Source organism: Streptomyces sp. BR123 (assembly GCF_013401435.1).
Classification (GTDB): domain Bacteria; phylum Actinomycetota; class Actinomycetes; order Streptomycetales; family Streptomycetaceae; genus Streptomyces.
The window spans coordinates 22,918-39,425 of sequence record NZ_JACBGN010000002.1 but is presented as its reverse complement, the minus strand read 5'-3'; the positions used below and the strand labels follow the sequence as shown (position 1 = coordinate 39,425).

At 75.6% G+C, this 16,508-nt stretch carries 1 protein-coding gene; it reads left to right on the top strand.

Annotated features, from left to right (window positions below; genetic code table 11):
* Positions 1–38: 38 nt before the first annotated feature.
* On the top strand, positions 39–16,403 hold the full coding sequence (locus tag HYE82_RS00550; RefSeq protein WP_179171876.1) for a type I polyketide synthase: 16,365 nt from the start codon (positions 39–41) through the stop codon (positions 16,401–16,403).
* Positions 16,404–16,508: the final 105 nt, after the last annotated feature.

The following is a 16,508-nucleotide window of genomic DNA, read 5'->3' as shown; positions in this document are numbered from 1 at the left end:
CGACTCTGACCACTTCGAGCACGGGGATGGCGTAAGACATGGTGAACGAGGAGAAGTACCTCGATTACCTCAAGCGGGCGACGGCCGATCTCCGCGAGGCGCGACGCAGGCTGCGTGAGGTGGAGGAACGCGAGCAGGAACCGATCGCGATCGTGGCGATGAGCTGCCGCTACCCCGGGGGTGTCGACACCCCCGAAGCCCTGTGGGAGCTCGTCGCCCGCGGCGGGGACGCCGCCACCCCGTACCCCGCCGACCGCGGCTGGCCCGCCGAGGTCCTCTTCGACCCCGACCCGGACAGCGGCATCGACGCGTACGAGCAGGTCGGCGGATTCCTGCACGACGCCCACCACTTCGACCCGGGCTTCTTCGGGATCTCCCCGCGCGAGGCGCTCGCCATGGACCCGCAGCAGCGGCTCCTGCTGGAGACCTCCTGGGAGGCCTTCGAACGGGCCGGCATCGACCCGGCGTCGCTGCGCGGCAGCCGCACCGGCGTCTTCGCCGGCCTGATGTACCACGACTACGCCGCCCGGCTGTTCAGCGTCCCCGAGGAGATCGAGGGCTTCCTCGGCAACGGCAGCTCCGGCAGCATCGCCTCCGGCCGCATCGCCTACACCCTCGGCCTCGAAGGCCCCGCCGTCACCGTCGATACGGCCTGCTCGTCCTCCCTCGTCGCCGTCCACCTCGCGGCCCGGGCCCTGCGCAGCGGCGAGTGCACCCTCGCCCTCGCCGGCGGCGTCACCGTCATGTCGACGCCGGGCACGTTCACCGAGTTCAGCCGTCACCGGGGGCTGGCCGGCGACGGCCGCTGCAAGTCCTTCGCCGCCGCAGCCGACGGCACCGGCTGGGGCGAGGGCGCCGGCATGCTCGTCCTGGAACGCCTCTCCGACGCCCGCCGCAACGGCCACCCCGTCCTCGCCGTGGTCCGCGGCACCGCCGTCAACCAGGACGGCGCCAGCAGCGGCCTGACCGCCCCCAACGGCCCCTCCCAGCAGCGCGTCATCCGCGACGCACTCGCCGGGGCCCGCCTCTCGCCCGCCCAGATCGACGCCGTGGAGGCCCACGGCACCGGCACGACGCTGGGCGACCCCATCGAAGCCCAGGCGCTGCTCGCCACGTACGGCCAGGACCGGCCCGCCGAACGGCCGCTGCTGCTCGGGTCGATCAAGTCCAACATCGGGCACACCCAGGCCGCCGCCGGCGTCGCCGGCATCATCAAGATGGTCATGGCCATGCGCCACGGCGTGCTGCCGCAGACCCTGCACGTGGACGAGCCCACCCCGAACGTCGACTGGTCGGAAGGCGCCGTCCGCCTGCTCACCGAGTCCGTGCCGTGGCCCGAGACCGGCGCCCCGCGCCGGGCCGGCGTCTCCTCGTTCGGCATCAGCGGAACCAACGCCCACACCGTCATCGAACAGGCCCCGGAAGCCGTCGAAGCCCCGGAAACCGCCGAGCAGCCCGACGCGCCGTCCGCCGCCCCCGCGGCCCCGGCCGCCCCCGTACCGCCGCTGTGGAACCTGTCGGCCAAGTCACCGGCCGCCCTGCGCGCCCAGGCCGAGAAGCTGCACGCGCACCTCGCGGCCCACCCCGGGCTGCGCGCCGGGGACGTCGCCCACTCCCTCGCGAGCGGACGCACCGACTTCGAGCACCGGGCCGTCCTCACGGCCGCCGACCAGCCCGGACTCGTCCGCGCGCTGGAATCCCTCGCCGCCCTCGGCCCGGAGGAATCCACCCCCGCCCCCGGTGTCACCCGCGGCCGCCCGGTCGCCGGCAAGGTGGCCTTCCTGTTCACCGGTCAGGGCAGCCAGCGCTTGGGCGCGGGCCGTGAGCTGTACGCGACCCACCCCGTGTTTGCCGCCGCGCTGGACGCGGTGTGCGAGCGGTTCGCGCCGCTCCTCGAACTGCCGTTGAAGGAGGTGCTGTTCGGGTCGGACGCGGAGCTGCTGGACCGGACGGAGTACACCCAGCCGGCGCTGTTCGCGGTCGAGGTGGCGCTGTTCCGGCTGCTGGAGTCGTGGGGTGTGAAGCCGGACTTCCTGTCCGGGCATTCGATCGGTGAGATCGCTGCCGCGCACGTGGCGGGTGTCTTCTCGCTGGACGACGCGTGCACGCTGGTCGCGGCCCGCGGCCGACTGATGCAGGCCCTGCCCGCCGGGGGCGTGATGATCGCGGTCCAGGCGTCGGAGGACGAGGTTCTCCCGTTGCTGACCGATCGGGTGAGCATGGCCGCGGTCAACGGCCCGCAGTCGGTGGTCATCGCCGGTGACGAGGACGCGGCGGTCGCGATCGCCGTGTCGTTCCCGGACCGCAAGACCAAGCGGCTGACGGTCAGTCACGCGTTCCACTCGCCGCACATGGACGGCATGCTCGACGCCTTCCGCCGGGTCGCCGAGGGGCTGACGTACACCGTCCCGCGCATCCCGGTCGTGTCGAACCTGACCGGTGCCCTCGCGGGCGAGGAGATGGCCTCGGCCGATTTCTGGGTGCGGCACGTCCGCGAGGCCGTCCGCTTCCTCGACGGCATGCGCGCCCTGGCCGCCCGCAACACCGTCCACTTCCTGGAGATCGGCCCGGATGCCGTCCTCTCCGCCCTCGCCCAGGACTGCCTGCCCGACCACACCGACACGGCCGCCTTCGTCCCCGTCCTCCGCGCCGGCCGGCCGGAGACCGAGACCCTGACCGGCGCCCTCGCGCGGCTGCACGTCCGCGGCGCGGCCGTCGACTGGGACGCGTACTACGCCGGCACCGGTGTCCGGCGCGTCGACCTCCCCACGTACGCCTTCCAGCGCGAGCCGTACTGGCTCGACGCCGGACGCCCGCCCGGCGACGTCTCCGCGGTCGGCCTGGGCACCGCCGGACACCCGCTGCTCGGTGCCGCCGTCGCCCTCGCCGACCTCGACGGCTTCCTCTACACGGGCCGCCTCTCCCTCGACACGCACCCCTGGCTCGCTGACCACGCCGTCATGGGTTCGGCCGTGCTGCCCGGCAGCGCCTTCGTGGAGCTGGCGATCCGGGCCGGCGACCAGGTCGGCTGCGACCTCCTGGAGGAACTCACCCTCCACGCACCGCTCGTCCTGCCCCCGGCCGGGGGTGTCCAGGTGCAGCTGTGGGTCGGCGCCCCCGACGCCACTGGCCGCCGCTCCCTCGGAGTGCACTCCCGCCCCGAACCCGTCGCCGACGGCGCCGCGGCCGGCCCGGACGCGGCCGAGGCGCCGTGGACCCGCCACGCCGACGGCGTCCTCGCCGCGGGCGCCCCGCAGCCGTCGTTCGCCCCGCAGTCCTGGCCGCCGGCCGACGCCACCCCGCTCCCCGTCGACGAGCTGTACGCCGGCCTCGCCGAGGCCGGGCTGCACTACGGGCCCGCCTTCCAGGGCGTCCGCGCGGCCTGGACGAGCGGAGACGCGACCTACGTCGAGATCGAGCCGGCGGAGGAACTGCAGCCCGACACCGGCCTGTTCGGCCTGCATCCCGCCCTGCTCGACGCCGCCCTGCACACCATCGGCCTCGCCGGACTCGTCGAGGACACCGGCAGCGGCCGGCTGCCGTTCTCCTGGACCGGCGTGTCCCTGCATGCCGTCGGCGCCTCCACCCTCCGCGTACGGCTCTCCAAGGCCGGACCGGACACGGTGGCGCTGGCCCTCGCCGACGCCACCGGACAGCCCGTCGCCGACATCGCCGCGCTCACCCTGCGCACCGTCTCCACCGAGCACCTCGACAGCGGGACGGGCGGCCCCCACGACCACCTGTTCCACGTGGCATGGCCCCCGCTCACCCTCCCCGAACCAGCCGACCACGCCCCCGGCGCCGCCGAGCCGCGCACGCTCGTCCTCGACGCGCCGGACGCCACCGAGGCGCTGGCCGCAGCCCTCGACACCGACACCGATACCGACACCCCCGCCCCGGACGCCGTCCTCGTACGCCTCCCCGCCCCGGCCGAGCTCACCCCCGAGGCCGTACACACGGCCACGCACGGCACGCTCCGCCTGCTGCGGCACTGGCTCTCCGATGACCGGCTCGCCGACAGCCGCCTCGTCCTCCTGACGCAGGGCGCCGTCACCGTGCAATCCGGCGACCGTGCGGTCGACCCCGTGCACGCCGCCGTCTGGGGCCTGGTGCGCTCCGCCCAGTCCGAGCACCCGGGCCGCTTCGTCCTCGTCGACGTCGGCGTCGACAGCGAGGAGCCGTTCGCCGAGCTGCCCGGAACCGTCCTGGACGCCGTCTTGACCTCCCCGGAGCCGCAGCTCGCCCTGCGCGCGGGCACGTTCCACGCACCCCGCCTGGCCAGGACGCCCGCCGACACCCCGGCCAAGGCCCCCGCGTACGCCGCCGAAGGCACCGTCCTGGTCACCGGGGCGGCCGGCACCCTCGGCCGGCTCGTCGCCCGGCACCTCGTGGCCGAGCGCGGCGTACGGCACCTGCTGCTGCTGAGCCGCCGCGGCGACACCGCGCCCGGCGCGGCGGAGCTGACCCGCGAACTGGCCGAACTGGGCGCCGAGACCACCTGGGCGGCCTGCGACGCCGCCGACCGGGAGGCGCTCGCCGCCGCCCTGGCCGGCATCCCGGCGGAGCACCCACTGACCGGTGTCGTCCACACGGCCGGCGTCCTCGACGACGGCGTCATCGACTCGCTCACGCCCGAACGCCTCGACACCGTCCTGCGGCCCAAGGCCGATGCCGCCCTCCACCTCCACGAGCTGACCCGCGACGCCGACCTGTCGGCCTTCGTGCTGTTCTCCTCGGCCGCCGGCGTGTTCGGCGCGCCCGGCCAGGGCAACTACGCCGCGGCCAACTCCTTCCTGGACGCCCTCGCCCAGCACCGCCGAGCCCAGGGCCTCCCGGCCCTCTCCCTGGCCTGGGGCCTGTGGGAGGACGTCGACGGGATGGCCGGCGCCCTGGACCGGGCCGATCTGGAACGGATGAAGCGCGGAGGCGTGCAGGGGCTCACCGCCGCCGACGGACTCGCCCTCCTCGACCTCGCCGACTCCCTCGCCGCGGCCGACACCGCAGCCGGCGCCTCCGCCGGCGTCGACAGCGGCGACGCGGGGCGGGCCCTGCTCGTGCCGATGCGGCTCACCCTGCCCACCGGCGGTCCGGGCGTACCCCCGCTGCTGCGCGGCCTCGTCCGCACCCCCGTACGGCGCACCGCCGCCGGTACCGGCCCGGTCGGCCGCAGCGCCACGGAGCCGTCCGGCCTGGAACGGAGCCTGCGGGGCCTCGACGCCGGCGAGCGGGAGCGGCTGCTCCTCGACCTCGTCCGCGGCCACGTCGCCGGCGTACTCGGCCACGGCACCCCCGACGCCGTCGAACCCGAACAGGCCTTCAGCGAACTGGGCTTCGACTCCCTCACCGCCGTCGAACTCCGCAACCGGCTCGGCGCGGCCGTCGGCCGCCGACTGCCCGCCACGCTGGTCTTCGACTACCCCACCTCGCTCGTCCTCGCCCGCCACCTGGCCGCCGAACTCGGCGCGGACGAGGACCGGGCGTCCCGCACGGTGCCCGCACCCGCCCCCGGACACGGCGGCGCGGCCGGTGCCGACGACCCGATCGCGATCGTGGCGATGAGCTGCCGCTATCCCGGCGGCGTCACCACGCCCGAGGAGCTGTGGCGGCTGCTGGAGAGCGGCGGCGACGCCATCGCAGGCTTCCCGGCCGACCGTGGCTGGGACGTCGAGTCGCTGTACCACCCCGATCCCGACCACCCCGGCACCTCCTACACCCGCCACGGCGGTTTCCTGCACGACGTCGCCGGATTCGACCCGACGTTCTTCGGGATCAGCCCGCGCGAAGCCGTCGGCACCGACCCCCAGCAGCGGCTGCTGCTGGAGACCACCTGGGAGGCCTTCGAACGGGCCGGCATCGACCCTGCCGACGTGCGCGGCAGCCGGACCGGCGTCTTCGCCGGCGTGATGTACCACGACTACGCCACCCTGCTGGAGCGCTCCGCCGACGGCGCGGACGGCTCGCTGGGCTCCGGCAGCACCGGCAGCATCGCCTCCGGCCGCATCTCGTACACCTTCGGCCTCGAAGGCCCCGCCGTCACCATCGACACGGCGTGCTCGTCCTCCCTGGTCGCCCTCCACATGGCCGTCCAGGCCCTGCGCAGCGGCGAATGCGACCTGGCCCTCGCGGGCGGTGTCACCGTCATGGCCACCCCGGGCACCTTCGTCGGGTTCAGCCGCCAGCGCGGCCTGTCCGCCGACGGCCGCTGCCGCGCCTTCTCGGCCGACGCAGACGGCACCGGCTGGGGCGAGGGCGTCGGCATGCTGCTCGTCGAGCGCCTGTCGGACGCCCACCGCAACGGCCACCCGGTGCTGGCCGTGGTCCGCGGCTCCGCGATCAACCAGGACGGCGCGAGCAACGGCCTGACGGCGCCCAACGGCCCGTCCCAGCAACGCGTCATCCGTGCCGCCCTGGCGAGCGCCGGCCTGTCGGCCGCCGACGTGGACGCGGTCGAGGCCCACGGCACCGGTACGACCCTCGGCGACCCCATCGAGGCCCAGGCGATCCTGGCGACCTACGGCCAGGACCGGCCCGACGGGCAGCCGCTGCTCCTCGGCGCCATCAAATCGAACCTCGGGCACACCCAGGCCGCGGCCGGCGTGGCCGGCGTGATCAAGATGGTCCTCGCCATGCAGCACGGCGTGCTGCCGCAGACCCTGCACGCGGAACGGCCGTCGCCGCACGTCGACTGGTCGGAAGGCGCCGTCAGCCTGCTCACCGAGTCCGTTCCGTGGCCGGAGACGGGCCGGCCGCGCCGGGCCGGCGTCTCCTCGTTCGGCATCAGCGGCACCAACGCCCACACCATCATCGAGCAGGCACCGGCCGCCCCGGCCACAGAGCGGGACACCGACCGGGACACCGAACACGGCGCCGACCCGGCCGCCGATGCCGGCTCCCCGCCGGCGCCGGCCGTGCTGCCCCTGCGGCTCTCCGGCCGCACGGCGGACGCCCTCGCCGCCCAGGCCCGGGCCCTGCACGCCCACCTGGAGGACCGGCCCGGCCTCGCGCTCACGGACCTCGCCCACGCCCTGGCCACGACCCGCGCCGCCTTCGACCACCGCGCCGTGGTCGTCGCGAAGGACCGCGACACGGCCGTCACCGTCCTCGCCGCCCTCGCCGCCGGACGGACCGCCCCCGGGCTGGTCCGGGGCACGGCCGCCAGGAGCGGCCGGACCGCCTTCCTGTTCACCGGACAGGGCAGCCAGCGCCTGGGCGCCGGGCGCGAGCTGTACGCGACCCACCCCGTGTTCGCCGCCGCGCTGGACGCGGTCTGCGCCGGGCTGGACACCCATCTCGAACTGCCCTTGAAGGACGTGCTGTTCGGGTCGGATACGGAGCTGTTGGACCGGACGGAGTACACCCAGCCGGCGCTGTTCGCGGTCGAGGTGGCGCTGTTCCGGCTGCTGGAGTCGTGGGGTGTGAAGCCGGACTTCCTGTCCGGGCATTCGATCGGTGAGATCGCTGCCGCGCACGTGGCGGGTGTCTTCTCGCTGGACGACGCGTGCACGCTGGTCGCGGCCCGTGGGCGCCTGATGCAGGCCCTGCCCGCCGGGGGCGTGATGATCGCGGTCCAGGCGTCGGAGGATGAGGTCTTCCCGTTGCTGACCGACCGGGTGAGCATGGCCGCGGTCAACGGCCCGAGGTCGGTGGTCGTCGCCGGTGACGAGGACGCCGCCGTGGCCATCGCGGAAGCGTTCCCCGACCGGAAGACCAAGCGGCTGACGGTCAGCCACGCGTTCCACTCGCCGCACATGGACGGCATGCTCGACGCCTTCCGCAAGGTCGCCGAGGGGCTCGCGTACGCGGCCCCGCGCATCCCGGTCGTGTCGAACCTGACCGGCGCCCTCGTCTCGGACGAGATGGGCTCGGCCGAGTTCTGGGTCCGGCACGTCCGCGAGGCCGTCCGCTTCCTCGACGGCGTCCGCGCCCTGGAGGCCGCCGGGGTCACGACCTACCTCGAACTGGGCCCCGACGGAGTCCTGTCCGCCCTCGCCCAGGACTGCCTCACCGACGGCACCACCGCCTCCTTCGCCCCGACGCTGCGCGCGGACCGCCCCGAGGCGGAGACCCTCACCACCGCGCTCGCCCAGGCCCACTGCCGGGGCGTCGAAGCCGACTGGACCGGGTACTTCGCCGGGACGACCACGCAGCGCGTCGACCTGCCCACGTACGCCTTCCAGCGGGAGCGCTACTGGCCGGAGACCGGTACCCCGCTGCCCGGTGACGCCACCGGGCTCGGCCTCGCCACCGCCGGTCACCCCCTCCTGGGGGCGGCGGTGTCCCTCGCGGACGCCGACGGCTGCGTCCTCACCGGCCGCCTCTCGCTGCGCACCCACCCCTGGCTCGCGGACCACGCGGTCATGGGCTCCGTCCTCGTCCCGGGCACGGCGTTCGTGGAGCTGGCGCTGCACGCCGGCGAACGCGTCGGCGCCCCGGCCCTGGACGAGCTGACCCTCCAGGCACCGTTGGTCCTGCCGGACACCGGCGACGCGGTGCAGGTCCAGGTCACCGTCGGCGCCCCGGACCCCTCCGGCCGCCGCCCGGTCGCCGTGTACTCCCGCCCGGCCGACGGCGAGGACGAGCCGTGGCTCCGGCACGCCGCCGGCCTGCTCACCGACGAGGTCCGCGCGGCCACCGCCGACCTGGGCGTCTGGCCGCCGGCCGACGCCGCCCCCGTCCCGGTGGACGACGCGTACGCACTGCTCGACGCCTCCGGGCTCCGCTACGGCCCCCTGTTCCAGGGCCTGCGGGCGGCCTGGCGGCGCGACGGCGCCCTCTTCGCCGAACTCGCCCTGGACGGACGCGCGCAGCACGACGCCGACGCGTTCGGGCTGCACCCGGCCCTGCTCGACTCCGCCCTCCACTCTCTGGCGCTGGACGGCGACCTCCTGACCACCCCGGCCGACGACGCCGAGGCCGGTGCCGAGGCCGGTGCCGCGCGGCTGCCGTTCGCCTGGAGCGGCGTACGGCTGCACGCCACCGGGGCTTCGGCGGCGCGTGTCCGCCTTGCTCCGGCCGGCCCCGGCGCGGTGTCCCTGGACCTGGCCGACACGGCAGGTCAGGCCGTCGCCTCCGTGGACGCGCTGGCCCTGCGTACGGTCTCGGCCGAGCAGATCGGCGCGGCGACCCGCGACGGCCGCCCGGAGTCCCTGTACCGGGTCGAGTGGACGGCGCTCCCCGCCGACCGGGCGGCCACGTCTCCGGCTCCGGTCGATGTGGCCGACGTCGTCGTCACCGACCTGCGTACGGACGGCCACGCCGCGGTGCCGGAAGCGGTGCACGCCGAGACGGCGCGGGTGCTGGGGCTGCTGCAGGAATGGCTGTCCGAGGACCGGACCGAGGGTGGGCGCCTGGCGTTCGTGACGCGGGGCGCGGTGGAGGCCGTACCCGGCGAGGGCCTGCCGGATCCGGTGCACGCCGCGGTCTGGGGCCTGGTGCGGTCGGCGCAGTCGGAGAACCCTGGCCGATTCCTCCTGGTCGACACCGACACCGACACCGACACCGACGACGACAACAGTGACGTGCAGGGCGCCCTCGCGGTCGCCCTCGCCTCCGGCGAGTCCGAGGTGGCGGTACGCAGCGGCGTGGCCCTGGTGCCGAGGCTGGCCCGCGCCGCGGCCCCGACCGGCGAGACCGCCGCCGCGTGGAACGCCGAGGGCACGGTACTGATCACCGGTGCGAGCGGTTCGCTGGGCGGGCTGTTCGCGCGGCATCTGGTGGCCGAGCACGGCGTACGGCACCTGCTGCTGGTCAGCCGTCGCGGTGAGGCCGCCGAGGGCGCGGCCGACCTGACGGCCGCGCTGTCCGGTCTGGGGGCCCAGGTCGCCTGGGCGGCCTGTGACGTGGCCGACCGCGCTGCGCTGGCCGCCGTCCTGGCCGGGATTCCGGCGGAGCACCCGCTGACCGCGGTCGTGCACACCGCCGGTGTCCTCGACGACGGCGTCATCGGCTCCCTGACGGCCGACCGGCTGTCCGCGGTGCTGCGCCCGAAGGCGGACGCGGCCTGGAACCTCCACGAGCTGACCCGCCACCTCGACCTTTCCGCGTTCGTCCTGTTCTCCTCCGCCGCCGGTGTCTTCGGCAACGCCGGCCAGGCCAACTACGCCGCCGGCAACGTCTTCCTGGACGCCCTCGCCGCCCGCCGCCGGGGCCAGGGGCTGGCCGGCACCTCGCTGGCCTGGGGGCTGTGGTCCGACGCCGCCGGCGGCATGGGCGCTGCCCTGGACGCCGAGGACGTGTCGCGGCTGGGCCGCGGCGGGGCGGACGCCCTGTCCGCCGCCGAGGGCGTGGCACTGTTCGACGCCGCCTCGTCCGCCGGGCAGCCGCCGCTGCTGGTGCCGGTGAAGCTGGACCCGGCCGCCCTCCGCGCCCGGGCGGGCAGCGGGACGCTCCCGCCGCTGCTGTCCGGCCTGGTGCGGACGCCCGTACGCCGGGCCGGCGCCGGCGGTCCCGCCCACGACACGAGCGGCCCCGCCGCTCGGCTCGCCGCCATGACGGCCGCCGAACAGCAGGCGTTCGTCCTGGACCTGGTGCGCACCCAGGTCGCCTCCGTACTCGGCTACGCCGGGCCCGACGCGGTCGACGCCGACCGCTCCTTCCGCGAGCTCGGATTCGACTCCCTCACCGCCGTCGAACTCCGCAACCTGATCGGCGCCGCGACCGGGCTGCGCCTGCCGGCCACCCTCGTCTTCGACTACCCGACCTCGACGGTCCTGGCCGACCACCTCCGCACCGAGCTGCTCGGCGCGGCCCCCGCGGCGCCGTCGTCCCAGGCGGTGGCCGCCGCCGCGGTCCGTGACGACGAGCCCATCGCGATCGTCGGACTGGGCTGCCGCTACCCCGGTGACGTGCAGTCGCCCGAGGACCTGTGGCGGCTCGTCCTCGACGGCCGCGACGTCATCTCCGGATTCCCCGACGACCGAGGCTGGGACGTCGACGGCCTGTTCGCCGACGACCCCGCCCAGGAGGGCACGAGCTACGCCCGCGAGGGCGGTTTCCTCTCCGACGCCTCCGCCTTCGACGCGGCGTTCTTCGGGATCTCCCCGCGCGAGGCCGTGGCGATGGACCCGCAGCAGCGGCTCCTGCTGGAGACCTCGTGGGAGGCGTTCGAACGCGCCGGCATCGACCCGCGCACCCTGCGCGGCACCCCGACCGGCGTCTTCGCCGGCGTCATGTACCACGACTACGCCACCCGGCTCGCCGCCCTGCCCGAGGGCGTGGGGGGCCTCCTCGCCACCGGTACCGCGGCCAGCGTCATCTCCGGCCGGCTGTCGTACACCTTCGGCCTGGAGGGCCCGGCAGTCACCGTCGACACCGCCTGCTCCTCCTCCCTGGTGGCCCTGCACCTGGCCGTGCAGGCGCTGCGCAGTGGGGAGTGCTCGCTCGCCCTCGCGGGCGGTGTGACGGTGATGGCGTCCCCCGGGGCCTTCCTGGAGTTCAGCCGGCAGCGGGGCCTGGCCGCCGACGGCCGCTGCAAGGCGTTCTCCGCCGACGCCGACGGCACGGGCTGGTCCGAAGGCGCCGGTGTGCTGATCGTGGAGCGGCTCTCCGACGCCCGCCGCAACGGCCACCCGGTCCTCGCCGTGGTCCGCGGTACCGCCGTCAACCAGGACGGCGCCTCCAACGGGCTCACCGCCCCCAACGGCCCCTCCCAGCAGCGCGTCATCCGGCAGGCCCTCGCCAACGCCGGACTGACTGCCGCCGACGTGGACGCCGTCGAGGCCCACGGCACCGGAACCACCCTCGGCGACCCGATCGAGGCCCAGGCCCTGATCGCGACCTACGGCCAGGACCGGCCCGCCGAACGGCCGCTGCTGCTCGGCTCCGTCAAGTCCAACATGGGCCACACCCAGGCCGCCGCCGGTGTCGCCGGCATCATCAAGATGGTCATGGCGATGCGCCACGGCGTGCTGCCGCAGACCCTGCACGTGGACGAGCCCACCCCGCACGTCGACTGGGCGGCCGGAGCCGTGACGCTCCTGGACACGGCCACGGCCTGGCCCGAGACGGGACGCCCGCGCCGCGCCGCGGTCTCCTCCTTCGGCTTCAGCGGCACCAACGCCCACGCCGTCATCGAGCAGGCCCCCGAGCCCATGGAGCCCGCGACGCAGCCCGAGCCCACGCGCAGGCCCGGCAGCCAGCCGTGGCTCCTGTCGGCGAAGGACCCGCAGGCCCTGCGCGAGCAGGCCGCACGCCTCGCGGCGCACGCAGCCGACCACCCCGAACTGTCCTCCGCGGACATCGGCTACTCCCTCGCCACGAGCCGGACCGCCCTCGACCGGAGGGCCGCCGTCGTCGCCGAGGACCGCGACGGCTTCCTGGCAGGCCTCGCCGCCCTCGCCGAAGGCAGCCGGCCGGCCGGCGTGCTCGAAGGCACACCCGTCGCCGGGAAGCTGGCCTTCCTGTTCACCGGTCAGGGCAGCCAGCGCCCGGGCGCGGGCCGCGAGCTGTACGCGGCCCAGCCGGTGTTCGCCGCGGCACTGGACGCGGTCTGCGCCGAGCTCGACGCCCATCTCGAACTGCCGCTGAAGGGCGTGCTGTTCGGGTCGGACGCGGGCCTGCTGGACCGGACGGAGTACACCCAGCCGGCGCTGTTCGCGGTCGAGGTGGCGCTGTTCCGGCTGCTGGAGTCCTGGGGCGTGAAGCCGGACTTCCTGTCCGGGCACTCCATCGGCGAGATCGCTGCCGCGCATGCGGCGGGTGTCTTCTCGCTCGCCGACGCCTGCGCCCTGGTCGCCGCGCGCGGCCGCCTGATGCAGGCCCTGCCCGCCGGTGGCGTGATGATCGCCGTCCAGGCGTCGGAGGACGAGGTCCTGCCACTGCTCACCGACGGTGTGAGCATTGCCGCGGTCAACGGCCCGCAGTCGGTGGTCATCGCCGGTGACGAGGACGCGGCGGTCGCGATCGCCGAGTCGTTCCCGGACCGCAAGACCAAGCGGCTGACGGTCAGTCACGCGTTCCACTCGCCGCACATGGACGGCATGCTCGACGCCTTCCGCCGGGTCGCCGAGAGGCTGACGTACGCCGCCCCCCGCATTCCGGTCGTGTCCAACCTGACCGGGGCCCCGGCGGGCGAGGAGATGGCCTCGGCCGATTTCTGGGTGCGGCACGTCCGGGAGGCCGTCCGCTTCCTCGACGGGATCCGGGCCCTGGAGGAGGCGGGGGTCACCACGTACCTCGAACTCGGGCCCGAGGGTGTCCTCTCTGCGCTCGCGCAGGACTGCGTCACCCGGGACGACGCCGGTTTCGCACCGGTGCTGCGCGCGGACCGGTCGGAGGACGCCGCCCTGGCCTCCGCCCTCGCCCAGGCCCACCTGCGCGGGATGGCCGTCGACTGGGCGGCGTACTACGCCGGTACCGGCGCCCACCGGGTCGACCTGCCCACGTACGCCTTCCAGCGGCAGCGGTACTGGCTGGAGGCCCCCGCCCACGCACTCGCCGGCGACGTGGCCTCCGCCGGACTCGGCGCGACCGCGCACCCCCTCCTCGGGGCGGCGGTCGACCTGCCCGACTCGGACGGGTTCCTCTTCACCGGGCGGCTCTCGCTGCGCACCCAGCCCTGGCTGGCCGACCACCGCGTCGCCGGGACCGTCCTGGTGCCGGGCGCCGTCCTGGTGGAACTGGCCGTCCGGGCCGGCGACCACGCGGGCTGCGGCCGCCTGGACGACCTCACCCTCGAAGCACCGCTGGTGCTGCCCGAGACCGGCGGCGGCCTTCAGCTGCGGCTCGCCGTGGCCGAGCAGGACGGGGACGGGCGCCGGGCCTTCCAGGTCTACTCGCGCCTCGAACAGGCGGCCCCCGACGAGCCGTGGACCCGGCACGCCGACGGCGTCCTGGCGCCCGATGACGCGGACACCGAAGGCCAGGCCCTGGAGGAGTGGCCGCCGGCCGGAGCCCTCGCATGCCCCGTGGACGACCTCTACCCCGGCTTCGAGGCCGTCGGGCTCCGCTACGGCCCCGCCTTCCGCAACCTGCGCCGGGCCTACCGGCTCGGGGACGCGGTGTTCGCCGAGGTCGCCCTCGACGAGGACCGCCTCCCGGAAGCCGCCCCGTACGGGCTGCACCCGGCGCTGCTGGACGCCGCCCTGCACGCCGTCGGGCTCGGGGAGTTCTTCCCCGAGGGCCCCGAGGGCGCGCGGCTGCCCTTCTCCTGGGACGGCGTACGGCTGTACGCCGACGGCGCCGCCGCACTGCGCGTACGGATGGCACCGGCCGGCCGGGACGCGGTCGCCCTCACCCTGTGGGACGGCACGGGCCGGCCGGTCCTCACCGTCGACTCGCTCGTCCTGCGCCCCCTCGCCACCGGCGGCATCGCTGCCGCCGCCGGCCGCGGCACCGGACCCGTGCGCGAGGCGCTCTTCCAGGTCGACTGGACCGCGCTCGCACTGCCCGAGGCACGGCCGGATTCCGGCAGCCGCTGGGCGCTGCTCGGCACCGACCCGCTCAAGGCGGGCGCGGGCCTGGAACGGACCGGCGTTCTCGACGCCGCCGCCGACCACACCCACCCCGACCTTGACGCCCTCGCCGAGGCGTTCGACCTGGCCGAGGCCCTCGGCGAGCCGGCACCGGAGACGGTCCTCGTCTCCCTGGCCCCCGACCTCGCCACCGCCGGCCGCGGTGCGGCGGTCCCCGCGGCCGCGCACGCCGCGACCGGGCAGGCCCTGGAACTGGTGCAGGGCTGGCTGGCGGACGAGCGGTTCGCCGCGTCCCGGCTCGCGGTCGTGACCCGCGGCGCCGTCGCCACGGACCCCGGCGAGGACGTGACCGACCTCGCGCACGCCGCCGTGTGGGGCCTGGTGCGGTCCGCGCAGGCCGAGCACCCGGACCGGTTCGTGCTGATCGACCTCGACGGCGACGACACCTCCCACCGGGCCCTGCCCGCCGCCCTCGCCACCGACGAGACGCAGCTCGCCCTGCGCGACGGAGCCGTACGGGCGCCCCGCCTGGCCCGCGCGACCCTCGCCGTGCACACGGACCCGCCCGCCGACGGCACCCCCGCCGACCGCGGCCTCGACCCCGGGGGCACGGTCCTGATCACCGGCGCCACCGGCACCCTCGGCGGGCTGCTCGCCCGGCACCTCGTCACCGCGCACGGCGTACGGCACCTGCTGCTCACCAGCCGCCGCGGCGCGGCCGCGGCCGGCGCCGGCGAACTCGCGGCCGAGCTGCGGCACCTGGGCGCCGAGGTCACCTGGGCCGCCTGCGACGCGGCCGACCGGGACGCGCTCACGGCGCTGCTGGCCGGCGTACCCGCCGAGCACCCGCTGACCGCGGTCGTCCACACCGCAGGGGTGCTCGACGACGGCACCGTCACCTCGCTCACCCCCGAGCGGATCGCGAAGGTGCTCCGGCCCAAGGCCGACGCGGCCTGGAACCTGCACGAACTCACCCGGGACCTCGACCTGGCGGCATTCGTCCTGTTCTCCTCCGCCGCGGGCGTCTTCGGCAACGCCGGACAGGCCAACTACGCGGCCGGCAACACCTTCCTCGACGCCCTCGCCCAGCACCGCCGGGCCCAGGACCTGCCGGGCGTCTCGCTCGCCTGGGGCCTGTGGGACGACGAGGCCGGCATGGCCGCGACCCTCGACGACCAGGACCGGCAGCGCCTGAGCCGCGGCAGCATGAACGCCCTGTCCGAAACCGACGGGCTGGCCCTGTTCGACGTGGCCCTGCCGGCCTCCACGGCCCACCGGGAAGACCCCGGTGACGGCCCTGCCGGACCGGCGGCCGCGAGCCTGCTCGTGCCCGCCCGGCTCGACCTGGCAGCACTCCAGGCCCGCGCCGGCGACGGCGTCGCACCCCTGCTGCGCGGCCTGCTCCGTACGCCCGTACGCCGCCGGACGAGCGCCGGCGCGGCACCGGACAGCGGGGGATCGCTGGGCGAACGGCTGGCCCCACTGCCGCCCGCCGAACGGGACCGGGTGCTGCTCGGCACGGTCTGCACCCACGTCGCCCAGGTACTGGGCCACAGCGGCGCGGCAGCCATCGAACCGGGCAGCGCGTTCAAGGAGCTCGGCTTCGACTCGCTGACCGCGGTCGAACTCCGCAACCGGCTCGGCGCGGCCACCGGCCTCCGCCTCCCGGCCACGATGGTCTTCGACCACCCGACCCCCGAGCAGCTCGCCGCATACCTGCGCTCGGCCCTGCGCCTCGACCCCGACGGACCCACCGTCTTCGGTGAACTCGACCGTCTGGAAGCCGCGTTGGCGTCCGCCGACGCGACGGGCGCGGACAGCGTCACCCGTTCGCGGATCACGATGCGCCTCCAGGCCCTCGCGGCCAAGTGGACCGCCCGCCAGGAACCCGGCCGCGCCACCGGCACCGACGAGCACACCGACGACGACCTCGACACGGTCACAGACGACGAGCTCTTCGACCTGCTCGACGACGAACTCGGCACTTCCTGAGCCGGGCCGAGCGCCCCGATACCGCCGGGCGGGGCCTTCCCCGGCCCCGCCCGGCCCCCTACCACACCACCACACGGTCAGACCGACCCGTACGACCGCCTCTCT

Excerpts from the sequence above, each read along its gene's own strand:
- HYE82_RS00550 (WP_179171876.1), top strand. The coding sequence starts at position 39 with ATGGTGAACGAGGAGAAGTACCTCGATTACCTCAAGCGGGCGACGGCC.